We start from the raw sequence: 25,001 nt of genomic DNA on the forward strand, positions 1-25,001 counted from the left end.
GCCTGCGCCGGCCTCCTGGAGCCCGCGACTGCCTGGCGGCACGCCAGAGGCCTGCATAAGATGCTTCTGGGTCGCAATGTTGCGGCCCTCAACATTGAGGGATCAGGAGGTTTGTATGTTCAGAAAATTGATGGCTGGCTTCATTGCGCTGCTGTGGTCCGTGATGGCTTTGGCCGCTGTGGAAGCCAACAAGGCGAATGAAGCCGAACTGACATCCATCAAGGGCATAGGCCCGGCCATGTCGGCACGCATTCTCGAGGAACGCAAATCCGCCCCCTTCAAGGACTGGCCCGACTTCATCGCACGGGTCAAGGGTGTGGCCGAACCGACAGCCACCAAGTTTTCGGGCGAAGGCCTGACTGTCAACGGCAGCAGCTACAAAGGCCACAGCGCCAAGCCTGATGCCAAGGACACTGCGGCCAAGGGGGGCAAGGACACGGCGGCCCAGGGCACCAAGCCGACCAAGGAGCCGGCGGCAAAGCCGGCCACTCCAGCCAAGGCCGGCTCGGCCTCCTGAAGACGCGAACTGTCTCTATCCAACCCGCTTCGGCGGGTTTTTCATGCGTACGACCCTCGGGGTATGCGCGGCCATAGCCTGAAACATGCTCAGGTTTTCATAGCGAAGCAAAAAACCTTGCCCGTAAAATGGACCGCCCATGCCCCTGATCACCCTCATACTCCTACCCTTCATCGGCAGCCTGATTGCCGCAATGCTGCCCGCCAATGCGCGCAATACGGAGTCGACTCTGGCCGGCGTGATTGCATTGGGCTGTGCCATACAGACCGCATTGCTGTTTCCACAGATCGCCGATGGGGAAGTGCTGCGCCAGGAGATCGAGTGGCTGCCGGCACTGGGGCTGAACCTGGTGATCCGCATGGACGGCTTTGCCTGGATGTTCTGCATGCTGGTGCTGGGCATAGGCTCGCTGGTCGTGCTGTATGCGCGCTACTACATGTCGCCGGCCGATCCAGTGCCGCGCTTTTTCTCGTTCTTTCTGGCCTTCATGGGCGCGATGGCTGGCGTGGTGCTGTCGGGCAACATCATCCAGATTGCCTTCTTCTGGGAGCTGACCAGCCTCTTCTCCTTTCTTCTGATCGGATACTGGCACCATCGCAAGGATGCACGCCGCGGCGCGCGCATGGCGCTGACGGTGACGGGCACAGGCGGCCTGGCCATGCTGGCCGGCATGCTGGTGCTGGGCCACATCGTGGGCAGCTATGACCTGGACAACGTGCTCATCGCCGGCCAGCAGGTGCGTGACCACCAGCTGTACCTGATCGCCCTGGTGCTGATCCTGCTGGGCGCGCTGACCAAGAGTGCGCAGTTCCCCTTCCACTTCTGGCTGCCGCACGCCATGGCCGCGCCCACGCCGGTGTCGGCCTATCTGCACTCCGCCACCATGGTCAAGGCCGGCGTGTTCCTGCTGGCGCGCATGTGGCCCGTGCTGGGTGACACCGATGCCTGGTTCTGGCTGGTGGGCGGAGCCGGCGCGGCAACCCTGCTCATCGGCGGCTATCTGGCCATGTTCCAGCACGATCTCAAGGGATTGCTGGCCTATTCGACGATTTCCCACCTGGGCCTGATCACGCTGCTGCTGGGCCTGAACAGCAAGCTGGCCGCCGTGGCTGCGGTGTTCCACATCATGAACCACGCGACCTTCAAGGCCTCGCTGTTCATGGCCGCGGGCATCGTCGACCATGAAAGCGGCACGCGTGACATCCGCCGGCTTTCGGGCCTGCGGCACATGATGCCCATCACGGCCACGCTGGCCTGCGTGGCCAGCGCGGCCATGGCGGGCGTACCGCTGCTCAACGGCTTCCTGTCCAAGGAGATGTTCTTCGCCGAGACCGTCTACCTGGATGCCGCTCCCTGGGTGCGCACGGCCTTGCCGGTGGCCGCCACGGTGGCGGGCATGTTCAGCGTGGCCTATTCGCTGCGCTTCACCATCGACGTCTTCTTCGGCCCCAAGGCCACCGACCTGCCGCATGACCCGCACGAGCCTCCGCACTGGATGCGCGTGCCCGTCGAGCTGCTGGTGCTGGCCTGCCTGGTGGTGGGCATGCTGCCGGCGTGGGCGGTGGGCAGCTTTCTCGCAGCGGCCGCCACGCCCGTGGTCGGCGGCGACCTGCCCGAGTACAGCCTGGCCATATGGCACGGCTGGAACATGCCCTTGATCATGAGCCTTGTGGCGTTGATTGGCGGCATCCTGCTGTACATGCTGCTGCGCTGGCAGCGCCAGGCCGGCCATATGGATACCGCGCCGCTGGTGGGCACGCTCAGCGGCCAGCGTGTTTTCGAGAACCTGCTGGCCCGCCTGTCCCTGCTGGGCCGCTGGTCGCGCCGGCGCCTGTCCACCATGCGCCTGCAGTGGCAGATGCTGTGGCTGGTCTGCACTGCCGTGCTGGCTGGCGTTCTGCCCCTGTGGCTGCAAGGCATCAAGCTGGGCGACCGGAGCATGCTGCCGCTGTCGCCCGCCTTCGTGATGCTGTGGGCCGTGGGCATTCTCTGCGCCCTGGGTACGGCCTGGAAGGCCAAGTACCACCGGCTGACGGCGCTGATCATGCTGGGCGGCGCCGGCCTGTGCACCTGCCTGACCTTCCTGTGGTTCTCGGCGCCTGACCTGGCGCTGACGCAGCTGGTCGTCGAGGTCGCCACCACGGTACTGATGCTGCTGGGCCTGCGCTGGATGCCCAAGCGCGACAAAAGCCTGCACATTCCCGTGCTGTCCGCCGAGCTGCGCGCCCGCTCGCGCCGCATGCGTGACCTGCTGCTGTCGCTGGTTGCAGGTGGCGGCATGGCCTGGCTGGCCTTCGCCATGATGAGCCGCCCCTTCTATGACGGGGCCTCCACCTTCTTCCTGGAACATGCGCTCAGCGATGGCGGCGGCACCAATGTGGTCAACGTCATGCTGGTGGACTTCCGGGGGTTCGACACCTTCGGCGAGATCGTGGTGCTGGGCATCGTGGCCCTGGTCGTCTATGCGCTGCTCAGGCGCTTTCGCCCGGCCCGCGAGACGCTGGACCTGCCCGAGCAGCAACGCTACATGCCTGGCGACCTGCAGACCGATCTGTTCAATCCGCGCAACGCAGGCGATACGGCCGTGGGCTACCTGATGGTGCCCGCCGTGCTGGTGCGGCTGCTGCTGCCGTTTGCCGCCCTGGTTTCCGTCTACATCTTCATGCGTGGTCACAACGAGCCCGGCGGCGGCTTCGTGGCCGGCCTGGTGTTCTCGGTCGCCTTGCTGATGCAGTACATCATCTCCGGCACGCAGTGGGTCGAGGCCCACCTGCCGATCTTCCCGCGCCGATGGATCGGTGTCGGCCTGCTGTTCGCACTGGGTACCGGCATGGGCTCCATCGTGGCCGGCTATCCCTTTCTCACCAGCCACACCTTCCATATGACCCTGCCAGTCGTCGGCGACGTGCATCTCGCCAGCGCCCTGTTCTTCGACATCGGTGTGTTCTCGCTGGTGGTCGGCGCGACCATGCTCATTCTGACGGCCATCGCCCACCAATCGGTGCGCAGCCACCGCTACCACGCCCGCCTGCTGGAGGAGCAGCAGCAACAGGCCGAAGAGGCCGAAGCCGCCGTGCAGCAGGCCACCGCTGCAGCGCTTGCACGAGGAGGTTTCTGATGGAAGTCGTGCTTGCCATTGCCATCGGCGTACTGACGGGCTCGGGCGTGTGGCTGCTGCTGCGCCCACGCACCTACCAGGTCATCATGGGCCTGGCCCTGCTGTCTTACGCAGTCAACCTGTTCATCTTCAGCATGGGCCGCCAGGGCCTGGCCATCGACAAGGAGCCCGTGCTGCGCGCCGGCGTGCCGCAGGATCTTGCGCACTATGCGGATCCCATGCCGCAGGCGCTGGTGCTCACGGCCATCGTGATCGGCTTTGCCATGACGGCACTGTTCCTGGTGGTGCTGCTGGCCTCGCGCGGCACCACGGGCACCGACCATGTGGACGGAGCCCATTCCCGCACCGAGCAGGAGATGCCATGAACGAGCTGACCGCCCGTCTCATGCCGCACCTGATGCTGGCGCCCATCGTGCTGCCCATGCTTTCGGCAGCGCTGATGCTGTTGCTGCGCGAAGAGCGCCAGCGCCTCAAATTCGCTCTTGGACTGGTATCCACCCTGATGGGGCTGGGCGTGGCCGTGATGCTGATGCTGTGGACCGACCAGGCCGGCGCGCCCGTCAACCTGGGCGTCTACATGCCGGGCAACTGGCCCATGCCCTTCGGCATCTCGCTGGCACTGGACCGCCTGACCGGCATGATGCTGGTGCTGACCTATACGGTGGCCCTGGCCTCGCTGGTCTTCTCCAGCGCCCGCTGGCACCGCGCGGGGATGCACTTTCACTCGCTGTTCCAGTTTCAGCTGATGGGCCTGAGCGGCGCCTTCCTCACGGCGGACCTGTTCAACCTGTTCGTGTTCTTCGAGATCATGCTCGCGGCCTCCTATGGACTGGTCCTGCATGGTTCCGGGCGGACGCGCATCCAGGCGGGCCTGCACTACATCGCCATCAATCTTGCAGCCTCGTCGCTGTTCCTGATCGGCGTGTCCATGCTCTACGGCCTGACCGGCACGCTGAACATGGCCGACCTGGCACGTGCCATCCCCCAGGTCAGCAGCGACGACCGCGGGCTGCTGCATTCGGCCGCTGCCATCCTGGGCATTGCCTTCCTGACCAAGGCAGCCATGTGGCCGCTGAACTTCTGGCTGGTGCCGGCCTACAGCGCAGCCACCGCTCCCGTGGGCGCCGTGTTCGCGCTCATGACCAAGGTGGGCGTCTACGTGGTGCTGCGGCTGTGGACGCTGCTGTTCAGCTCCGAGGCCGGCGCCTCCGCCCTGTTCGGCAGCACCTGGCTGATCGTCGGCGGCATGCTGACCATGGCCTTCGGCGGCCTGGGCATGCTGGGCTCGCAGCGCCTGACGCATATCGCGGGCTTTGCGGCCGTTCTCTCTTCGGGCACCTTGCTGGCCGCCACGGGCTTTGGCCAGAATGCCTTGACGGCCGGGCTGCTGTACTACCTGCCCAGCTCCACCCTGGCCGTGAGCGCCCTGTTTCTGATCGCCGACGTGGTGGACCGCTGGCGCGTGGATGACGATGCGGGCGAGCCCTATGAGGATGACGAGGCTCCCTTCCTCAACGCCGAACTGCTGCCCACGGAGGGCTTCAACCTCGACGAATCCGAAGAGGTGCTGATCGGCCGCGCCATTCCCGCAGCGGCCGCCTTCATCGGCCTGAGCTTCATGCTGGCCACCCTGGTGGTCACCGGCCTGCCCCCGCTTTCGGGCTTTGTGGGCAAGTTCGCCATGCTGTCTGCCCTGCTCAACCCGCTGGGCCTGGGCAACTCCAGCGGCTTCCAGGCCGGCTGGGCCGGCTGGGTGCTGGTGGCGCTGATGATCGCCACGGGACTGCTCGCCCTGCTGTCGCTGGTGCGCGCCGGCATACGCCATTTCTGGGCGACCGAGGAGCAGAACTCGCCCTCGTTGCGTGTGGCCGAAGGCCTGCCCATCGCCGTGCTGCTGGCCTGCTGCGTGGCGCTCACCGTGCAGGGTGGCCAGCTGATGGGCTACACGCAGCGTGCGGCCGATGCGCTGCTGGCGCCCGATGTCTATGTGCGCTCCGTCATGGGCACGCAGCCGGAGCCGAGCCCGGCAGAAAAGAAGGCGCGGCTGGAAGCCGGCCCCGAAGGCGCCGCGCGCGCCGCTGCCCAGGCCAGCGGCGCGCCCATGCCCGCAGGCATAGGCGATGCAGGCCCAACGGCCGGCAAGGAGGATTCCCGATGATGAAAACCCTGCTGCCCGCGCCGCTGCTGTCGGTGGCGCTGTTCCTGCTGTGGCTGCTGCTCAACCGCTCGTTCAGCAGCGGCCAGATCCTGCTGGGCGCCTTGCTGGGACTGTTGCTGCCGCTGCTGCTGCGCGGCCTGCGCCCCTTGCCCGTGCGCGTGCGCCATCCGCTGACCATCGTGCGCCTGGGGCTGCGCGTGGTCTGGGACACCTCGGTGTCCAACTTCAACGTCGTGCGGTTCATGCTGTTTCCGGGCATGCGCAAGCACCCGGCCAACTTCGTGCGCATCCCGCTGGAACTGCGCGACCCCAACGGCCTGGCCGTGCTCGCCATGATCGTGTGCATCACGCCCGGCACGGCCTGGGCCGAGATCTCGCGCGACCGCTCCCAGCTCATGCTGCATGTGCTGGAGGTCGATGACCCCGAAGAGATCGTCCAGCACGTCAAGCGCTCCTACGAGCGCCCCCTGATGGAGATTTTCGAATGATGCCCTGGTTCCACTGGACTTTGATGTTCGCGCTGGGCCTGCTGGTCGCCGCCATGGGCTGCGCCGTGCTGCGCCTGCTCAAGGGCCCGCACGCCCAGGATCGCGTGCTGGCGCTGGACTGCATGTACCTCAACGGCATGCTGGCCATGCTGCTGATGGGCATCATCTATGACAGCACCAGCTATTTCGAGGCCGCCCTGCTGGTTGCGCTGTTCGGCTGCGTGGGCTCCACGGCCATGGCCAAGTTCCTGCTGCGCGGCGAGGTGATCGAATGATGCCGGAAACCACCACGCTGCCGCTGTGGTGCCAGATCCTGGTGGCTGTGCTGGCGCTGGGCGGCGCCATCATCGCCTTTCTGGGCTCCATGGGCCTGTGGCGCCTGGACAGCTATTTCGAGCGCGTGCATGCGCCTTCCATCATCGCCACCATGGGCTGCTGGCTGATCATGCATGCCACCTGGATCTACTTTTCCGTCAGCGGACAGAGCCTGGCCGTGCATGCGCTGCTGATTGCGGTGTTCATCTCGGTGACCGTTCCCATCACGACCATCTTCCTGATGCGTGCAGCCCTGTTCCGCGCACGCCGTGCGGGCCAGGACGTGCCGCCGCCGCTGAGCAGCGTCGTGCGCAACGAGCCGGCCGAACACCCGGACGTCTGAAGCGCAATCGGGCCTGAAAATACCCGCCGATGCGGCAGGCAGCGGCAGGCAAAAGCCCTACTGCCAACTGTCCAGCATACGAATTCGCCCACGGCTGCGTCAATGCGCCAAAGCACCCGGTGCACGAGCCCCGCGGCTATGAGTTTGTGAGCGTATAGTGCAGTCATCATCTGCGCTGGCAACGTATTTGATGGAACGGCCACAGGCGTGGCCGCCCTGGTTTTTCCTGTGTACGAGGGTTCATGCAAATCTCTTCCCCCCTGACCGATACCGATCTGGCCAACGGCTGGTCGGCCCTTCACAACCAGGCACACAACGGCATGGCATTGCAGCAGAACTCCAATCGCCTGGCCTTCGCGGACCCGGAATTCATGTTCCGCCGCGAAACCCGCGGCATCCGCATGCAGCTGGAGCTGCTCAAGCCGGACCTGGCCCAGATCGAGCGCGGCATCGAGCACACCGTCGTGGTCTATGGCAGCGCCCGCTTCGTGGACCTGGAGCAGGCCGAGCAGCAATTGGCCGACGCACAGGCCAGCGGCGATCCCCAGCGCGTTGCCTTGGCCGAGCGCGCCGTGCGCAATGCGCACCGCTATGAACAGGCCCGCGCCTTCACGCGCATCGTGGCCGCCGACAGCCTGAACCAGCCGCCCGAGGAGCGCCTCTACATCTGCACCGGCGGCGGCCCCGGCATCATGGAGGCGGCCAACCGGGGCGCCCATGACGTGGGCGCGCCCAGCATCGGCCTGAACATCGAGCTGCCGCACGAGCAAAACGGCAACCGCTTCATCTCGCCGGACCTGAGCTTCAAGTTCCACTACTTCGCCCTGCGCAAGATGCATTTCATGATGCGCGCCAAGGCCCTGGTGGCCTTCCCCGGCGGCTTCGGCACGCTGGACGAGCTGTTCGAGGTGCTGACCCTCATGCAGACCGGCAAGACGCATTCGGTGCCCGTGATCCTTTTTGGCACCGAGTTCTGGAAGCGCCTGCTCAACATCGACCTGATGATCGAGGAAGGCACAATCTCGCCCAAGGACCTGCAGCTGTTCCGCTATACCGATGATCCGGTCGAGGCCTGGGCGCTGATCAAGCAGTTCCACGCTGGCGGCTGGTAAGCCGCAGCGGCCGGCAGGCCGCCACCGCGTCGCAAGGCGATCTGCGCACCAAGGCGCAGGTCGCTTTTTTTCATTCCGGCTTGCGCGGCGTCAGCCCCATGAACCAGGCCGTGCGGATGCCCGAGGCCACGGCCGCACCCACCACCCAGAACAGCGCAGACACGCCGATCAATGCCCCCGCCGAGCCGAACAGCACGGGCATGGCCACGCTGGAGGCATTGATGGCCATGAGCCGCAGGCCCAGTGCCTCGCCATGGCGGTGCTCGGGCGTGATCTGGTGCAGCATGCTCATGACCATGGGCTGCACAGATCCCAGTGAAAAACCCAGCATCACCGAACACATGCCCATGGTCAGCGCCGAGTCCATGAAGGGGTACAGCGCAAAGACGAAGGCGGTGATGGCCATGGCACCGGAGATCACGGCGCCTTCGCGCAAGCGCTCGGCCACCAGCGGCATGGCCAGGCGGATGGCGGCGGCCGCCACGGCAAAAATGCCCAGCAGCGTGCCGATGACCGAGGCGCTCAGGCCCTTCTCATGGCCCAGCAGCGGCAGCACAAAGGTGTGCACGTCCCAGCATGCGGACTGCAGCCAGTTGACCAGCAGCAGGTTGCGGAAATTGCGGTCTCGCAACAGGTCCCAGGCATGCTGCTTGGGACCGCCGATGGGCGCGCGCACGGGCGGCAGCTCCTGCGTGTGGCGCACCCAGCTCCAGGCCAGCACGGGCACCAGGGCCAGCAGGCCGAAGGCGACGCGGTAGCCCATGGTGCTACCCTCGCCGCCAAAATTCGCGTGATCGATCAGCAGCCCGGTGCTGAAGGGCCCGATGAAGTTGGAGATGGCCGGGCCTATGGCCAACCAGCTGAACACCTTCTTGAGCGCCACGGCATCGTGGGTGACACGGCCCGCATGGCGCTGCACGGCGATCACCACGGCGCCGCTGGCTCCGCCCGTCAACAACGCCGCAAGGCATAGCACCGGATACAGCGGCAATGCCAGCGCCAGCGCGCAGCCCCCGCTGGCCGCCAGCATGGACAGGAAAAACGGCTTGCGAAAACCATGCTTGTCCGCGAAGCGCCCGGCCGGCAGCGCCAGGAACACCTGGGTCAGCGCGAACAGCGCCAGCAAGATGCCCACGGCCGCTGCGCTATAGCCCTGCTGCAGGGCCAGCAAGGGCGCTGCCAGCCGCATGCCGGCCATGGTGGCATGCACGCTGACCTGCGCCATGATGACCTTGAACAGGGCCAGGTTCATCTCAATCCTGCTCCGATCCCGGCTCCATTCCGGCCGCAGCGTCCTTGTCATCCGGCAGGCCGGGCCGCGCTGCACTAGAGGTCGGCGCGGGCAGCTCCTGCACGTCGCGTAGCTGGCGCTGGATGGCGCGCGTGCGCACGCCCACCTGCTCGAAGCGCTTGGCCGCCGCGTCTATGGACTTGCGCGTGGCATCCACCACTTCGCCGAACTTGGCGAACTCGGTCTTGACCTGGCCGAGCACCGCCCAGACCTCGGACGAGCGCTTTTCGATGGCCAGCGTCTTGAAGCCCATCTGCAGGCTGCTGAGCATGGCGGCCAGGTTGGCCGGGCCGGTGACCATCACGCGGCAGCCGTTCTGCACGGCCTCGACCAGGCCGGGGCGGCGCATGACCTCGGCAAACAGGCCTTCGGTGGGCAGGTAGAGCACGGCAAAGTCCGTGGTGTGCGGCGGGCTCACGTACTTGCCGTGGATCTTGCGCGCCTCGAACTTGATCGATGCCTCGAAGGCATTGCCTGCCGCGGCAATGGCTGCCTTGTCCGCCGCATCCTGGGCGTCGAGCAGGCGCTGGTACTGCTCCACCGGGTACTTGGCGTCGATGGGCAGCCAGACCGGCGTCTCGTCGCTGCGTCCGGGCAGGCGGATGGCGAACTCCACCATGTCGTCGCTGCCGGGCACGGTCTTGACGTTGCGCGCGTACTGCTCGGGCGTGAGCACGTTCTCGATGATGGCGCCCAGCTGCAGTTCGCCCCAGGTGCCGCGCGTCTTCACATTGGTCATCACGCGCTTGAGATCGCCCACGCTGCCGGCCAGCGTCTGCATCTCGCCCAGGCCCTTGTGCACCTGCTCCAGCCGGTCGCTGACCAGCTTGAACGATTCGCCCAGGCGCTGCTCCAGCGTGGCATGCAGCTTCTCGTCCACCGTGCGCCGCATCTCTTCCAGGCGCGCCGCGTTGTCCGACTGGATGGTGGCCAGCCGCTCGTTGAGCGTGCCGCGCAGCTGCTCGGCATGGACCTGGCTGGATTGCGCCAGCCCGCCCAGCTGCTGCTGGATGTCGTTCTTGAGGGAGTCCAGCGTGCTGCGCGTGGTCTGCGCCAGCGCCTCGAAGCGCTCCTGCACATGGGCGTTGAAGCGCTGCGTGCTTTCGCCCTGGGCCTCGCGGGCCTGGGCGCTGTCGGCGGCCAGCCGCACGGTGAGCCGGCCCAGTTCCATGCGAAAGGCTGCCAGCGCCTCGCCCTGCTCGCGCCGCGCCGCCTGGGCATCGAGCTGGGCCTGGGCCAGATGGGCCTGCAGCTGCTGCGAGACGCGGTCCAGCCCGCCATCGCTCTTGGCCACGGCCATCTGCGTGGCCTGGGCACCGCGCTCGAGCTGCTGCAGCCGCACGTCCAGCATCTGCAGCGCCTGCAGCACCTGCTGGGGCGCCACCCCGTCCTCGCGCTGCGCCGAGCGCCTCCACAGCAGCCAGATCACGGCCGCCTGCCCCAACAGCAGCACGGCCCAGGCCGCCCACCACACTCCGGATATCTGGGTCAAGATTTTGCTTGCGCTCCATGCAGCGGGAAGCGGCCACGGCCAGCCTTCCCGCGATTGTCACAACACCGTGTTCAGGCCTTGGCGCGCGCGCCGGCGGCCGCCGCTTCGGGCTGGTTCACGGGCGTGCGCGGGCCCTTGCCTGACAGGAAGTCGATCAGGTTGTCGGCCGCCAGCTCGGCCATGGCGCTGCGCGTGCCCATGGTGGCGCTGGCGATGTGCGGGGTCAGCACCACGTTGGGCACGGTCAGCAGGTCGGGATGGACCGAGGGCTCGCCCTCGAACACGTCCAGGCCTGCTGCAGCAATGGTCCTGTCGCGCAGTGCCCTGGCCAGCGCCGCGTCATCGACGATGCCGCCGCGCGCGATGTTGATCAGCGTGGCCGTGGGCTTCATCCGGGCGATCTCGGCCGCGCCTATGGTGTGGTGGTTTTCCTTGGTGTAGGGCAGCACCAGCACCACATGGTCGGCCATGGCCAGCAGTTCATCCTTGCCCACGTAGCCGGCCTTGCATTCGGCTTCCAGCTCGGGCGACAGGCGCGAGCGGTTGTGATAGACCACCTTCATGCCGAAGCCATGCGCCCCGCGTTTGGCGATGCCCTGGCCGATGCGGCCCATGCCGATGATGCCCAGCGTGCTGCCGTGCACTTCCGAGCCGGCAAACAGGTCGTAGCGCCAGGAGTTCCACTTTCCTGCGCGCAGGTAGTGCTCGCTTTCGGTCACGCGGCGGGCCGTGGCCATCAGCAGGGCAAAGCCGAAATCGGCCGTGGTCTCGGTCAGCACGTCGGGGGCATTCGTGCCCTGCACACCTGCAGCCGTCATCGCAGGCACGTCGAAGTTGTTGTAGCCCACGGCCATGTTGGCCACCACCTTCAGGCGCGGGCAGGCGGCCAGCAGCGCCGCATCGATGGTCTGCGAGCCCGTGGTCAGCACTCCATCCTTGTCCTGCAGATGCCTGGCCAGTTCCTGCGGGCTCCAGACCACGTCATCCTGGTTGGACTCGACCTCGAAGTGCTGCTCCAGCTTGCGCACCACTTCGGGCGGGATGGCACGGGCGATCAGGATGCGGGGTTTGCTTGCCATGTCTCTCTCTTTCCTTGTCTTGGCGTTAGGCGGTTCTTCAGCGGAACCAGATGAAGCTCATCAATACGAACAGCGGCACCAGAATGCACAGCGACCAGGCCATGTAGCCGAAGAAGCTGGGCATCTTCACGCCGCGCTCCTCGGCAATGGCCTTGACCATCAGGTTGGGCGCATTGCCGATATAGGTGTTGGCGCCCATGAACACCGCGCCCGCCGAGATGGCGGCCAGCGTCGAGGCCATGGCCGTCATCATCTGAGCGGCGTCTCCGCCCGCCGTATTGAAGAACACCAGGTAGGTCGGCGCGTTGTCCAGGAACGAGGACAGCAGGCCCGTGGCCCAGAAATACATCAGCGGATCGGGCGTGCCGTCGGCGCGCGTCACGGCCCCCACAATGGCGCCGAAGGGTCCGGCCGTTCCCGCCTTGAGCATGGCGATCACTGGAATGATGGTCAGGAAGATGCCCGCGAACAACTTGGCCACTTCCTGCATCGGCCCCCAGCCGAATTCATTGGCCTGGTGCACGCTGCGCGGCGTGAGCCTGAGGGACAGCACAGTCACGGCGACGAGGCCCGCATCGCGCACCAGACCCGGCAGGCCCACATGCGTGCCGGCCAGCACCAGGCCGGCATCGGTACGCCACAGGCCGCTCATCAGCACCAGTGCCACCACGGCCAGCAGCAGCACGAAGTTCACGCCGCCATCAAAACCCAGGCGGCTGGCGCGGCCCAAGGCATCGACGCTGGGCGTGGGATCGGGCAGATCCGCTTCGCCGGCCTTGCGCAGCAGCCAGGCATCGATCGCGTAGAACAGCGCCAGCAGCGCGCCCACCAGGAACAGCGTCTCGGTGAAGATGTGGCGTACCGTCCAGAAGAAATCTACCCCCTTGAGAAAGCCCAGGAACAGCGGTGGATCGCCCAGTGGCGTCAGCGAGCCGCCGGCATTGGAGACGATGAAGATGAAGAACACCACCACATGCACCTGGTGCCTGCGGTTGTCGTTGGCGCGCAGCAGCGGCCGGATCAGCAGCATCGAGGCGCCCGTGGTCCCCATGAAGCTGGCCAGCACGGCGCCGATCGCCAGGATGGCCGTGTTCAGCCCCGGCGATCCCTTGAGATTGCCGCGCACATAGATGCCGCCCGACACCGTGTACAGCGCCGTCAGCAGGATCACGAACGGCAGGTATTCAGCCAGCAGGGCATGCACCAGGTTGGCCATGGCCGCGCCCACGCCGAACACCGCCGCGAAGGGCAGCAGAAAGACCAGCGCCCAGGCGGCCGTCACCTTGCCGAAATGCCGGTGCCAGAAATGGGGCGCCGCCAGCGGCACCAGGGCGATGGACAACAGCATGCCCGCAAACGGCACGCCCCAAAGTACCGAAAGCTGGCCGCCGTCGATATCGGCGGCCAGGGCCCAGGATGGCGCGCAGGTGGCCAGCAGCGCCAGCAATCCGCGCAATGCCTTCATGGTCCCGTCTCCTCTTTGTTCTCTATTCACTGTCCCCTCCTGGCGGCAGATGGTGCCGCAATCAAGCCTGCGCCGCAGGCGGCGCAATCTCGAACACCTGGCGCAGGTAGGCCAGGTACTTCTCGTCATCGCACATGCTCTTGCCCGGCGTGTCCGAGAGCTTGGCCACGGGCTGGCCGTTGCAGCGGGTCATCTTGATGACGATCTGCAGCGGCACATGGTCGGGCGCGTCGCCCAGATCGTTGGTCAGGTTGGTGCCTATGCCGAAGGCCAGCTGGCAGCGGCCATGGAAGCGCTGGAACAGCTCGATGGTGCGCGGCACCGTCAGGCCGTCGCTGAAGATCAGCGTCTTGGTCAGCGGATCGATGCGGTTGGCACGGTAGTGGGCCAGCAGCCGCTCGCCCCATTCAAAGGGGTCACCGCTGTCGTGGCGCGCACCGTCGAAGAGCTTGCAGAAGTACAGGTCGAAATCGCGCAGGAAGGCCGACATGCCGTAGACGTCCGACAGCGCAATGCCCAGGTCGCCCCGGTATTCGCGCGCCCAGGATTCGAAGCCGAAGATCTGGCTGTCGCGCAGGCGCGGGCCCAGGGACTGGCAGGCCTGCAGGTATTCATGCGCCAGCGTGCCCAGGGGCCGCACGCCCAGCTTCATGGCGTACAGCACATTGCTGGTGCCGGCGAACTGGCCTTCGGACTCCGCGGATGCGCCGGGCCGGCCCAGGCGTGCGCACAGCACGCGTAGCACCTCTTCATGCCAGGCCCGCGAAAAGCGACGGCGCGTGCCGTAGTCGGCAATCTTGAGCTGCTCCAGGCCGGGCTGCTGCAGCAGCGCAATCTTGGCGTCGAGACGGCGCCGGCCTTCCGGAAAATCGGGCACCGGCTGGGTGTTGCGGAAGTACACCTCGTTGACGATGGCCAGCACGGGAATCTCGAATAGGATGGTGTGCAGCCAGGGCCCGCGGATGGTGATGTCGATCTCGCCATTGGGCAGCGCCTGCACCGTGATGCATTTCTCGTTGAGGTGGAACAGGCCCAGGAAATCGACGAAGTCGCTCTTGATGAAGCGCAGCGAGCTCAGATAGGCCAGCTCCGCGTCCTGGAAACGCAGGCTGCACAGCGAGCGGATCTCGGAGCGGATCTCGTTCACATAGGGTGCGAGCTGCACGCCGGGGTTGCGGCACTTGAAGCGGTACTCGACCTGTGCTCCGGGAAACTGGTGCAGCACCACCTGCATCATCGTGAATTTGTACAGGTCGGTATCGAGCAGGCTGGTGATGATCATGGACAGAGCCGGGCGGTAAGCGCCCCAGCGGTCAGATGGCAGACAGCTTTCGAGTGTAGGCCATACACACGCTGCCGCGCTGCGAGCGCACGCCTTGCATGCGCCCCGGACGCCATCAGCCGCGCAGCAGCGGCTCCAGCACCTGTCGCAGCGCCTGCGGAATCTGGGCAGGCCGGCGCGTATGCCGGTCCACATAGACATGCACGAAATGCCCGGCCGCCGCCGTCAATGGCTCGCCCTGCGCGAACAGCCCCACCTCGTAGCGCACGCTGGAGCCACCGATGCGGGCCACCCGGATACCGGCCTCCACCTCCTGCGGGAAGGCCAGCGGCGCAAAGTAATTGCATTGCGTCTCTATGACCAGGCCTATCGTCTCGCCCGCGTGGATATCCAGCGCGCCCTGCTCGATCAGATGGGCATTCACCGCCGTATCGAACCAGCTGTAATACACGACGTTGTTGACGTGCCCGTAGACATCGTTGTCCGACCAGCGCGTGCTGATGCGTCGGAATGCCGCATAGGCCGAACGGGGCTGCGGCGCGGGGCGGCTCGGGGGCGATTCATTCATGGCGGCCATTGTGCCGCCGGCCGAATGCGCCCTGTCCCCAGCCACTGTCGCCATCACGACGCGCACTGCTGCCAATCACTCGCCAAGCGAGTAAGCATGCAAACCGAAAAATGTCGTCAAACCGACATAAAACCAATTCAAAATCAAAGACTTACAAAAAACCCACAGCTTTGCCGATTTTTTTGCTGCACCGCAGCATCAGGTACTTGATTCCTTTTTTGCAATCCCTACAATAAGACCCATGCTGCACTGCAACATGACACTCAGTCAGGTCAGCGCAGGCAATTCCCCGTAACCCGAGACCCCTGTGGTCCGTTTTTCTGGAGACTGACATGAGCTTGACCCCTGACCAAATCCTGAGCGCACAAAAGGCCAACCTGGAAACCCTGTTCGGCCTGACGAGCAAGGCCTTCGAAGGCGTTGAAAAGCTGGTGGAACTGAATGTGACCGCCTCGCGCGCCGCACTGAACGAAGCCGCCCAGCACACCCAGGCCGTCCTGAGCGTGAAGGATGCGCAGGAGCTGCTGTCGCTGCAGGCCAACCTGTTCCAGCCCCTGGCTGAAAAGACCGCTGCCTACAGCCGCCACCTGTACGACATCGCCAGCGGCACCGGTGCCGAGCTGGCCAAGGCCTTCGAAAGCCAGGCGTCCGATCTGCAGAAGAACTTCAGCGCCCTGGTGGACACCACCGCCAAGAACGCACCCGCAGGTTCCGAAACCGCCGTGGCCGTGATGAAGAGCGCCGTGTCGGCTGCCAACAATGCCTTCGAGTCGGTGCAAAAGGCCGTCAAGCAGGCTTCGGACCTGGCGGAAGCCAACTTCACGGCCGTGACCAACACCGCCAGCGAAGCCGTCCAGTCGGCCCAGACCCGCAAGCGTTGATCACGCCGTCTTACAACAGGACTGCGTGCAAGAATCAGTGATTACCCTCATAATTGCATGCATCCCGGGTCGCAAGACCTGACCAGTTGTCTCCTTGGATCCTCTCGAAACCCCCGTTTCTGGATCCTTTCAAAACCCAGTCCTTGGACTGGGTTTTTTTTATTCCCGTCCTCGATACCCCGGGCTGCCATAGCCCTCCAGAACCACCCCCTTTATTAAGAACAATTCGCGTCTGGCCTATCATCGCGCTTTGCCAACAAAGAGAGGCCTGTCTTCATGTCGAAATCCCTGAAAGCCCTGTTTGCCGCTTGCGCCCTGGTGGCTGCCGGCACAGCCATTGCCGACTCCCAGGTCGTCAACCTCTACTCCGCGCGCCACTACTCCACGGACGAGGAGCTGTACAACGGCTTCACCAAGGCCACCGGCATCAAGATCAACCGCGTGGACGGCGACGACGCCGGCATCATTGCGCGCCTGAAGTCCGAGGGCCAGGCCTCGCCGGCCGACGTGATCCTGCTGGTCGATGCCGCGCGCCTGTACCGCGGCGAGGTGGATGGCCTGTTCCAGCCCATCCACTCCAAGCTGCTGGAAGACGCCATTCCCTCCAACCTGCGCGCCCAGCCCACGGCCGATGGCATCAGCTGGTTCGGCCTGTCCACACGTGCCCGCGTCATCGTCTACAACAAGGCCAAGGTCCAGCCTGCCGACGTGCAGAACTACGAATCGCTGGCCGACCCCAAGTTCAAGGGCCAGCTGTGCATCCGCTCGGGCTCGCATCCCTACAACCTGAGCCTGTTCGGCACCGTGGTCGAACACATGGGCGAGCAAAAGGCAGAGGGCTGGATCCAGGGCATGAAGGCCAACCTGGCCCGCCCGCCCAAGGGTGGCGACACCGACCAGATCAAGGCCGTGGCCTCGGGCGAATGCACCATCGGCGTGACCAACAGCTACTACCTGGCGCGCATGATGCGTTCGGGCAAGCCCGAGGACCAGGCCGTGGTCGGCAAGATCGGCGTGGTCTTCCCCAACCAGTCCAGCTGGGGCACGCACCTGAACATCGCGGGCGGCGCCGTGGCACGCCATGCCAAGAACAAGGACAACGCCGTCAAGTTCCTGGAGTACCTGGCCAGCCCCGCCGCCCAGAACTACTTTGCCAACGGCAACAACGAGTGGCCAGCAGCCAAGGGCGTGGAACTGGACAACCCTGCCCTCAAGGAAATGACCGGCGGCAAGCCCTTCAAGAGCGAGACCATCCCGATCACGGCCGTGGGCAAGAACATGACCAAGGTCCAGCAAATGCTGGACCGTGCCGGGTTCCAGTAACCCCCATCGCGCCCATCACCAGCCCGGCACTGCCGGGCTTTTTCTTGGGCGCGACATGGCTGCGGCCGGGGCTGCATGCATAATTTGAGAGTTACGTTTACGTCAACGTCAGATAACCAAGGAGACATTCCATGCAGATCAAGGACCGGGTATTCATCGTCACGGGCGGCGCCTCCGGGCTGGGCGAAGGCACGGCGCGCATGCTGGCGGCCGAGGGCGGCAAGGTGGTGATCGCCGATATGCAGGCGGACAAGGGCGAGGCCGTGGCGCGCGAGATCGGTGGCGTCTTCGTCAAATGCGACGTGAGCCAGGAGGCCGATGGCCAGGCCGTGGTGGACAAGGCCGTGAGCCTGGGCAAGCTGGCAGGCCTGGTCAACTGCGCAGGCATTGCGCCCGCCGAGAAGACCGTGGGCAAGAACGGCGCGCACAACCTGGCGCTGTTTTCCAAGACCATCACGGTCAACCTGATCGGCAGCTTCAACATGATCCGCCTGGCCGCCGCCGCCATGTCGGCCAACGAGCCCGAGAGCACGGGCGAGCGCGGCGTGCTGATCTCCACGGCCAGCGTGGCAGCCTACGACGGCCAGATCGGCCAGGCGGCCTATGCGGCGTCCAAGGGCGGCGTGGTCGGCATGACGCTGCCCATTGCACGCGACCTGGCGCGCAACGGCATCCGCAACATGACGATTGCCCCCGGCATCTTCGGCACGCCCATGCTGTTCGGCATGCCGCAGGAAGTGCAGGACGCACTGGCCGCCGGCGTGCCCTTCCCCAGCCGCCTGGGCACGCCCCAGGACTATGCCAAGCTGGTGCGCCACATCCTGGACAACGACATGCTCAATGGCGAGGTGATCCGGCTGGACGGGGCCATTCGTCTGGCGCCGAGGTGAAGCACCCCCTGAGCGGCTGCGCCGCTTCCCCCTCTCTACGCGCTTCGCGCGGGAGGAGGACGACACCCTAGCGGCGAGGCGGCGCGGCCGGCATAGGCCCTTGCTCGGCGTCCCTCGCGTTGGGCCGCGCCGTTTTTGGAGATACGCGCGTTGTCAGGCCGTGGTGCGTGCAGGCTCTTTGGCCATCATCTCCAGCCCCTTGCGCAATGCAGGGAACAGGCTGTGCTGGAAGTTGTTCCAGCGCAGCTCAAGAATCGTGTCTTGGGGATTGATGTCGGTGCCCAGCACGTCGGCGATGACTTCGCCGGAGTCGATGCCGTTGTCCACGTAGTGAAAGGATGCGCCGGTCTTGAACAGGGGCGGGACCGGGCGCTGTTCCATGGTCTTCCAGTCCACGATCCTGCGGCCCTGCGCGCCATGCAGCGCGTCCAGCGTGGCGCAGGCGCCCCGGCGTTCATAGGGCGACTCCAGGCGCGTGATGCCGGGGTGGATGTTGGCGATCCTGCGGTGGAACAGGGCCCCGGGCCGCACGAGCCGGTCCAGGATGACGAGCAGGCCGTCCAGCACCACCCGCTCGGCACCCAGCTGTACCAGCCTGTCCTGCAACTGCGCCTCGAACATCTGCTTGCCCGCGGCGCGCTGCGGATCGTTCAGCGGCAGGCGCCGGTAGGAAGACGGCACGGCCATGAGCAGGTCATTGACCCTGCGCCCCTGGATGCGCAGGTCCGGCGGATAGAACCAGCGGCCGCCAGGCTGGTAGCTGAAGCCGTAGTCGCCGATTTTTTCGCGGTCGCGCGGCGAGGCCTCGTCGTCGTCGTGGATCACGGCCTCCAGGCTGTAGATATCGCCCAGCGGGCTGGTGTCCAGCAGCTCGCCCAGGTATTCGAGCGGCGACTTCATGTAGCGCGTTGCGCCCTTGTAGGCGATGTGCTGGCCTGCCTGGTCGGCGGCGGCGTTTCTCAGGGACCAGATGTAGACGAGTTTTGTCTTTGCCATGTGCGTGAGTTCAGCGTGAATCAGGTGGCCGCAAGTGCGGCGTCCGGGGTCGGCTCGGTGGCCGCGGGCCCTTGATGCTCCGGGTGCGGCTGCGGCGCAGCGATGCGGCCGGCATCCATGCGGACCACGCGGTCGGCCAAATGGAAGTAGCGGTCGTCGTGCGAGATCACCACCAGCAGGTGGCCCCTGGCGCGCAGCTCGGGCAGCAGCTCGGTGTAGAACAGGTGGCGGAAGCTCGGGTCCTGGTCGGCCGCCCATTCGTCGAAGACCAGCACGGGCCGGCCCTCCAGATAGGCGTGGACCAGGGCCAGGCGCTTGCGCTGGCCGGTGGACAGGTCGATGGTGCTGAAGCTGCCGTTGCGCACGCTGACCTTGTGGGCGATCTCCAGCCGCTGCAGGTAGGGCAGCGCGGCCTCGGGCAGCGCGGCGGCCTGGCCTTCCTCGCCGCCGGCCACCAGGTCCTCGAACAGGTAGAAGTCCGAGAACACCGTGGTGAACAGCTGGCGGTAGTCATCGCGCGTCTGTGCCGTGACGGGCTGGCCGTCATGCAGGATCTCGCCCTGCTGGGGCGCATACAGGCCCAGCAGCAGCTTGATCAGCGTGGTCTTGCCCGAGCCGTTGTCGCCCACCACAAAGACCAGTTCGCCCTTGCCCAGCTTCAGGTCGATGGGGCCGATCTCGAAGGCCTTGCCGCCTTCGGGCGCATCGAAGGCATAGCGCACGCCCCGCAGCTCCAGGCCGCGGTCCAGGCGGACCTCGCCGGGCGGGCTGTCCAGGTGCAGGTGCGGCTCGGGGCTGGCAAAGCGCGCCGACAGGTCGGCAATGCGCTGCAGCGCCACCTTGGCACGGCCCAGGTTGGGCAGCGCGCCCGCGATCTGGTCCATGGGGCCCTTGAGGAACAGCAGCACCAGCACGAAGCCGCTGAGCACCACGGGCTCGGTGGTGCGCAGCGCGGCCCAGCCCAGGATGAGGGCGATCAACAGAAAGAACAGCGCCGAACCGAAGGCCGTGGCCAATACATAGGTGTTGATGGCGCGGCTGTTGATGCGGCGGATGGCATCCACCGTGCCGCCGATCTGCCCGTCGAAGATGCGGCCCCGGCGCGCGCGGTGCATGCGCAGCTCCTTGGCGCCTTCGCTGATGGCGCGGTAGGCCTTGTGCAGCACTTCCTCGTGTTCGCGCGCCTTCCAGAACCCCGCCACGCCGCGCGACTGGGCCAGCGCCTGCAGGCTCACGCCCAGCACCAGCGCCACCACCAGCATGGCAAACAGCGGCGGCGACAGCAGGGCCAGATAGGCCAGGCAGCCCAGCGCAATGGCCAGGGCGATCACGTTGGAGGCCAGCACGAAGGCCACGTCGCTGATCATGTCCACGTCCTGCGTGAGCACGGGCATGAGGCGGTGCGTGCGGTAGCGCTCCAGCGCGTCGATGGGCGCGGCCAGGATCTTGCTGGCCAGCTCCTTGCGCAGCCGGGCCACCAGGCGCTGCCCCACGAAATTGCCCGACATGTCGGACGCGGCCCGGCACACCAGCACGGTGGCGCACAGGGCGATGAAGGTCAGCAGCAGCCCGCCGGCCAATCCGCCTGGGCGGTTGAGCACCTGGTTGATGGTCGCCAGCAGCGCCACCGTGGCCCCACCCGCGCAAATGCCCGTGACCACGGACAGCGCCATCCACGGCAGGAAGGGCCTGAGCAGGCGCAGTACCTCGGAGGGCGGTCGGCTGGCGTTTTCCATAAGGGATTCCTCTGGCGCCCATGGGCGCATGACCTTGCAATGCCGGCGCGGCCCGGCGTTTCCTGGAGCGCGGCGCACGGCGAGCGCTCCCTACTCCCTGCAAGACGTGCGTGCGCCAAAAATGTTCACCGCCCAGGCGATGAACAAATTCCGCCGCCCAGCGTCATCACGGGGAAGGGGCAGCGCGGGCGCCATGCCCTGCACCGGCCCGCCCTGCCTTGTCTGCCGCACACCCGAAGGACGCCATGGCTCTCCACCCCGACCTGCAAGCATTTCTTGAACTCGCCAACGCCCAGGCATCCAGCCGCCCGCGCATGAGCCAGATGACGGCAGCGCAGGCGCGCGCCGCCTACGACAACGCCACGCTGGCGCTGGACCTGCCGGGCGACGATCTGCCCACCGAGGACCTGGAGCTGCCCACGCGCGACGGCGCGCGTATCCGTGCCCGGCTCTACCGCGCAGCCCCTGGACACACAGCCGCGCCCTGCCTGCTGTTCCTTCACGGCGGCGGCTATGTGCTGGGCGGGCTCGAATCGCATGACAGCCTGTGCCGCAGCCTGGCGCTGGGCACGCCCTGCAATGTGCTGGCCATCGACTACCGGCTGGCGCCAGAGCACCGCTTTCCCACCGCCTTCCTCGACGCACAGGACGCCCTGGCCTGGCTGCTGGAGCACGGCGGCCGCCATGGCCTGGACGCGCAGCGCCTGGCCATTGGCGGCGACAGCGTCGGGGGCACGCTGGCCACGGCCCTGTGCATCGCCGCGCGCGACGCGGGCATGCCCCAGCCCTTGCTGCAGTTGCTGCTCTACCCCTGCACGGCAGCGCAGCAGGACAGTGACTCGCATGCGCGCCTGGCCACCGGCCATCTGCTGGAAGGTGACACCCTGGACTGGATGTTCGGCCAATACCTGCGCAGCGATGCGGACCGGCAGGACTGGCGCTTTGCCCCGCTGCAGGCATCCGACCTGGGCCGGCTGGCCCCCACGCTGATGGTGCTGGCCGGGTACGACCCGCTGATCGACGAAGGAAAGCGCTATGCCGAGCGGCTGCAGGCCGCCGGCGTGGCCGTGGACCTGCAGATCTACGCCGGCATGGTCCATGACTTTGCGCGGCTGGGCGCCCTCACCGAAGAGACCGAGGTGCTGCGCGGCCGGCTCTGCAAGGCACTGGCCCATGCCTTCCAGGCGGCCCGGATCCCGGCCCTGGCATGAACGGCCCTGGCATGAACATTTGCCGCGCCTGCACGTCATCCCGGTCATGAGGCTGCCTTGTGTCCCTTGTGTCCCTTGTGTCCCCTGTGCCCTTGCCCGAGCCCCGACCCGTGTCCCGCACGCGGGGCACTCCATCTGAAAGAGTCCACGTGCGTCCAGTCGAAGCCACCGCTACACCGTCACCAGACGCCTCCGGCGCCAGCTACCTCGCCCATGCAGGCGCCGAGACGATCAGCGTCTTCGGCGATGGACAGCGGCTGCGCCTGGAGCGTTCGGGGTCCGTGGATGCCGGCAGGCCCGGCAAGCACAGTCTCTGGAACCTGTCACCCGCGGCCGCGCCAGGCCTGCTGCGGCTGCAATGGATAGGGCCCTGCTCGGGCATGCCCGAAGCGGATGAACTGCTGGCCGCGCTGCAGGCCGGTTTCGGCCTGCGCCCGGATGCCCGGGAAATCGAGCTGTCCCTGCCCCGCCTGCCACCGGGCCTGCGCGACAGCATCGCCACGGTGCAGCCGGGCCAGGCTGCGCGCGTGGCAAGAGACGTGCTCTGGCAGCAGCCCCTGTGGCTGCCCCGCCCGCGCCCACCCTATGCGCTGCACTACACGCTCACCGAAGGCCGGCGCCACCCCGTGCGCCTGCACAAGCCGCGCGGCGAGGTCTACCGCCGCTTCATCCCCTGGTTGGGCCGCACGCTGAGCTTTCGCACCGTGGAGCCCGAGGCCGACCTGCCCCTCATCCACCGCTGGATGAACGACCCGGTCGTCGCGCATTTCTGGGAGGAAAGCGGCGACCTTGCCCACCACCGCGCCTATCTGCAGCGCATGGCCGGCGACCCGCATGCGCTCGGCCTCATCGGCTGCTTCGACGGCGAGCCCTTCGGCTACTTCGAGGCCTACTGGGCCAAGGAAGACCGCATCGCCCCCTTCTATGACGCGGGCGACCATGACCGGGGCTGGCATGCGCTGGTGGGGGAGGCACGGTTTCGCGGCAGACCCTACCTGACGGCCTGGCTGCCCTCGCTGTCGCACTACCTCTTTCTGGACGACTGCCGCACGCAGCGCATCGTCGTGGAGCCGCGCGCCGACAACCGCAAGATGCGCAAAAGCCTGCCGCGCTGCGGCTATGCGCTGGTCAAGGAATTCGACTTCCCGCACAAGCGCGCCGTGCTGGGAGTCCTGCTCAGGGAACGCTTTTTCGCAGACGCCTTGTGGATACCGCAGACCGACGCAGCCGCGCCGGACGCACTGGACGCATCGACCCAATGAAAGGACCTTCCATGCAAACCCACCCGCTGATCGGCATCGGCTTCGGCCCCTCCAACATTGCCCTGGCCATCGCCCTCAAGGAGCGCGAAACCACCGCGCGGGCCATGCACCCCGTCTTCATCGAAAAGCAGCCGCGCTTCGCCTGGCACAAGGACATGCTGCTGGAGCAGGCCCACATGCAGGTGTCCTTCCTCAAGGACCTGGCCACGCTGCGCAATCCCACCAGCCGCTTCACCTTCATCAACTACCTGCACGAGAAGGGCCGGCTGCAGGACTTCATCAACCTCAAGACCTTCTTTCCCAGCCGCCACGAGTTCAACGACTACCTGGCCTGGGCCGCCTCCAAGTTCGAGGACCGCTGCGTCTACGGCCAGGAAGTCATCGAGGTGTTGCCTGAAAAACGCGACGGCAAGGTGGAGCTGCTGCGCGTGCGCTCGCGCGATGCGGCCGGCAACATGCATGAGCGCCTGGGCCAGAACCTGGTCATGAGCATCGGCGGCACGCCCAGCATTCCCGAGCAGTTCAAGCCCCTGCGCGGCGATGCGCGCGTCTTCCACTCCAGCGCCTACCTGCGCAGCATTGCCGAGCATGCCAGGCCGCTGCGCATCGCCGTCGTGGGCGCGGGCCAGAGCGCCGCCGAAATCTTCATGGACCTGCACGGCCGCTACGCCACGGCCGAGATCGACATGGTCATGCGCGCCCGCTCCATCCGCCCCTCGGACGACAGCCCCTTCGTCAACGAAATCTTCAACGCCGACTTCGTGGACCATGTCTACAGCCGCCCGCACGACGAGCGCGGCGCCCTGCTGCGCGAGTTCTGGCACACCAACTACGCCTGCCCCGACCTGGAGCTGATCGAGAGCATCTTCAAGGTGTTCTATGAACAGAAGGTCGTCGGCGACACGCGCCACCGCTTCCTGCGCCGCCACGAGGTGCAGGATGCGCGCGCCGCCAGCGACGGCATCCACCTGGGCCTGCGCGACCTCAACAGCGGCATCGACCATGCATCGCGCTACGACGTGGTGGTGCTGGCCACCGGCTATGCGCGCGAGCACCACAAGACCCTGCTGGACCCGCTGGCCCCCTACCTGGGCGACTTCTCCGTGAGCCGCGACTACCAGGTGCACACCACGCCGGACTTTCGCCCCGCCATCTTCCTGCAGGGCGCCTGCGAGGGCTCCCACGGCCTGAGCGACACCCTGCTGTCGGTCACCTCAGTGCGCACCGGCGAAATCGGCGACGCCCTGCTGGCAGCGCAAGCCCAAAGACCCGATGTTGCGCGCACAGAACAGCTGGCGCTGCAGGACTGAAAGATCGCACCGGGCATGATGGCGCACGAATCTCCCATGCCATAATTTGAATGCAAACCATTTGCATTTGAATTCGAATCACCTGCGCCGCTGAATCCCATACCCGCTGCTGCACCGCCCCGGCCCTGGCCGGGGTTGCGGCATCCGGTAGGCCCATCTCTGTA

The 25,001-nt window shown here is 66.3% G+C and carries 22 protein-coding genes; 14 read left to right on the forward strand and 8 right to left on the reverse strand.

Annotated elements, in window-relative coordinates; all coding sequences use genetic code 11:
- The first annotated feature begins 115 nt into the window (after positions 1-115).
- The 8 genes from ACF8NF_RS09675 to ACF8NF_RS09710 all read left to right on the forward strand — a co-directional run bounded on the left by ACF8NF_RS09675 (position 116) and on the right by ACF8NF_RS09710 (position 8,051).
- Complete coding sequence (locus tag ACF8NF_RS09675; RefSeq protein ID WP_392450512.1) at positions 116-517, forward strand: ComEA family DNA-binding protein; 402 nt, start codon at positions 116-118, stop codon at positions 515-517.
- Positions 518-656: 139 nt separating this feature from the next.
- The gene (locus tag ACF8NF_RS09680) at positions 657-3,635 is read left to right on the forward strand and encodes a monovalent cation/H+ antiporter subunit A (RefSeq protein WP_016450500.1); all 2,979 of its coding nucleotides are present in this window, start codon (positions 657-659) and stop codon (positions 3,633-3,635) included.
- Positions 3,635-4,000, forward strand: coding sequence for a Na+/H+ antiporter subunit C (locus ACF8NF_RS09685; RefSeq protein ID WP_016450499.1), 366 nt, complete (start codon positions 3,635-3,637; stop codon positions 3,998-4,000). The genes ACF8NF_RS09680 and ACF8NF_RS09685 overlap by 1 nt, the downstream gene beginning before the upstream one ends.
- The gene (locus ACF8NF_RS09690; RefSeq protein ID WP_017404727.1) at positions 3,997-5,793 is read left to right on the forward strand and encodes a monovalent cation/H+ antiporter subunit D; all 1,797 of its coding nucleotides are present in this window, start codon (positions 3,997-3,999) and stop codon (positions 5,791-5,793) included. Before ACF8NF_RS09685 ends, ACF8NF_RS09690 begins: the two co-directional genes overlap by 4 nt.
- A complete protein-coding gene (locus ACF8NF_RS09695; RefSeq protein ID WP_016450497.1) occupies positions 5,790-6,281 on the forward strand; it encodes a Na+/H+ antiporter subunit E in 492 nt (163 codons plus the stop codon). The genes ACF8NF_RS09690 and ACF8NF_RS09695 overlap by 4 nt, the downstream gene beginning before the upstream one ends.
- The gene (locus ACF8NF_RS09700; protein WP_012206532.1) at positions 6,278-6,556 is read left to right on the forward strand and encodes a K+/H+ antiporter subunit F; all 279 of its coding nucleotides are present in this window, start codon (positions 6,278-6,280) and stop codon (positions 6,554-6,556) included. The genes ACF8NF_RS09695 and ACF8NF_RS09700 overlap by 4 nt, the downstream gene beginning before the upstream one ends.
- The gene (locus ACF8NF_RS09705) at positions 6,553-6,939 is read left to right on the forward strand and encodes a monovalent cation/H(+) antiporter subunit G (protein WP_016450496.1); all 387 of its coding nucleotides are present in this window, start codon (positions 6,553-6,555) and stop codon (positions 6,937-6,939) included. Before ACF8NF_RS09700 ends, ACF8NF_RS09705 begins: the two co-directional genes overlap by 4 nt.
- Before the next feature lie 242 nt (positions 6,940-7,181).
- Positions 7,182-8,051, forward strand: coding sequence for an LOG family protein (locus tag ACF8NF_RS09710; RefSeq protein WP_016450495.1), 870 nt, complete (start codon positions 7,182-7,184; stop codon positions 8,049-8,051).
- 70 nt (positions 8,052-8,121) lie between these two features.
- Here ACF8NF_RS09710 and ACF8NF_RS09715 read toward each other — a convergent pair whose 3' ends face one another.
- From ACF8NF_RS09715 to ACF8NF_RS09740, 6 genes are all read right to left on the reverse strand, one after another.
- Positions 8,122-9,303: an MFS transporter gene (locus ACF8NF_RS09715; protein ID WP_016450494.1), complete on the reverse strand. Its 1,182-nt coding sequence runs from the start codon at positions 9,301-9,303 to the stop codon at positions 8,122-8,124.
- A 1-nt stretch (position 9,304) separates the two neighbouring features.
- Positions 9,305-10,795, reverse strand: coding sequence for a DNA recombination protein RmuC (rmuC, locus tag ACF8NF_RS09720; protein WP_074921459.1), 1,491 nt, complete (start codon positions 10,793-10,795; stop codon positions 9,305-9,307).
- A gap of 110 nt (positions 10,796-10,905) precedes the next feature.
- Complete coding sequence (locus tag ACF8NF_RS09725; RefSeq protein WP_016450492.1) at positions 10,906-11,913, reverse strand: D-glycerate dehydrogenase; 1,008 nt, start codon at positions 11,911-11,913, stop codon at positions 10,906-10,908.
- Between the two features lie 37 nt (positions 11,914-11,950).
- Entirely contained in the window at positions 11,951-13,378 is a 1,428-nt protein-coding gene (locus ACF8NF_RS09730; RefSeq protein ID WP_026062206.1) for a sodium:proton antiporter, read from the reverse strand.
- Between the two features lie 61 nt (positions 13,379-13,439).
- Positions 13,440-14,660, reverse strand: coding sequence for a nicotinate phosphoribosyltransferase (gene pncB / locus ACF8NF_RS09735; RefSeq protein WP_016454370.1), 1,221 nt, complete (start codon positions 14,658-14,660; stop codon positions 13,440-13,442).
- 115 nt (positions 14,661-14,775) lie between these two features.
- Entirely contained in the window at positions 14,776-15,237 is a 462-nt protein-coding gene (locus ACF8NF_RS09740; RefSeq protein WP_017404735.1) for a thioesterase family protein, read from the reverse strand.
- Between the two features lie 323 nt (positions 15,238-15,560).
- Between ACF8NF_RS09740 and ACF8NF_RS09745 the strand changes: the two genes are divergently transcribed.
- From ACF8NF_RS09745 to ACF8NF_RS09755, 3 genes are all read left to right on the forward strand, one after another.
- Complete coding sequence (locus ACF8NF_RS09745) at positions 15,561-16,109, forward strand: phasin family protein (RefSeq protein ID WP_016450488.1); 549 nt, start codon at positions 15,561-15,563, stop codon at positions 16,107-16,109.
- Between the two features lie 276 nt (positions 16,110-16,385).
- A complete protein-coding gene (locus ACF8NF_RS09750) occupies positions 16,386-17,432 on the forward strand; it encodes an extracellular solute-binding protein (protein ID WP_392450513.1) in 1,047 nt (348 codons plus the stop codon).
- 131 nt (positions 17,433-17,563) lie between these two features.
- Positions 17,564-18,322, forward strand: coding sequence for a 3-hydroxyacyl-CoA dehydrogenase (locus ACF8NF_RS09755; protein WP_017404736.1), 759 nt, complete (start codon positions 17,564-17,566; stop codon positions 18,320-18,322).
- 153 nt (positions 18,323-18,475) lie between these two features.
- Here the strand turns inward: ACF8NF_RS09755 and ACF8NF_RS09760 are convergent, their stop codons facing one another.
- Both ACF8NF_RS09760 and ACF8NF_RS09765 read right to left on the reverse strand, forming a co-directional pair.
- Complete coding sequence (locus tag ACF8NF_RS09760; protein WP_392450514.1) at positions 18,476-19,318, reverse strand: N(5)-hydroxyornithine transformylase PvdF; 843 nt, start codon at positions 19,316-19,318, stop codon at positions 18,476-18,478.
- Between the two features lie 20 nt (positions 19,319-19,338).
- Entirely contained in the window at positions 19,339-21,054 is a 1,716-nt protein-coding gene (locus ACF8NF_RS09765; protein WP_392450515.1) for a cyclic peptide export ABC transporter, read from the reverse strand.
- 245 nt (positions 21,055-21,299) lie between these two features.
- Between ACF8NF_RS09765 and ACF8NF_RS09770 the strand changes: the two genes are divergently transcribed.
- The 3 genes from ACF8NF_RS09770 to ACF8NF_RS09780 all read left to right on the forward strand — a co-directional run bounded on the left by ACF8NF_RS09770 (position 21,300) and on the right by ACF8NF_RS09780 (position 24,837).
- A complete protein-coding gene (locus ACF8NF_RS09770; protein ID WP_392450516.1) occupies positions 21,300-22,265 on the forward strand; it encodes an alpha/beta hydrolase in 966 nt (321 codons plus the stop codon).
- 149 nt (positions 22,266-22,414) lie between these two features.
- Positions 22,415-23,527: a GNAT family N-acetyltransferase gene (locus ACF8NF_RS09775; protein WP_392450517.1), complete on the forward strand. Its 1,113-nt coding sequence runs from the start codon at positions 22,415-22,417 to the stop codon at positions 23,525-23,527.
- Between the two features lie 11 nt (positions 23,528-23,538).
- On the forward strand, positions 23,539-24,837 hold the full coding sequence (locus tag ACF8NF_RS09780; RefSeq protein WP_392450518.1) for a lysine N(6)-hydroxylase/L-ornithine N(5)-oxygenase family protein: 1,299 nt from the start codon (positions 23,539-23,541) through the stop codon (positions 24,835-24,837).
- Positions 24,838-25,001 lie beyond the last annotated feature (164 nt).

The sequence above is a fragment of the Delftia sp. WSY_22 genome (assembly GCF_043104185.1).
In the GTDB taxonomy this organism is placed as follows: Bacteria; Pseudomonadota; Gammaproteobacteria; order Burkholderiales; family Burkholderiaceae_C; genus Comamonas; species Comamonas tsuruhatensis.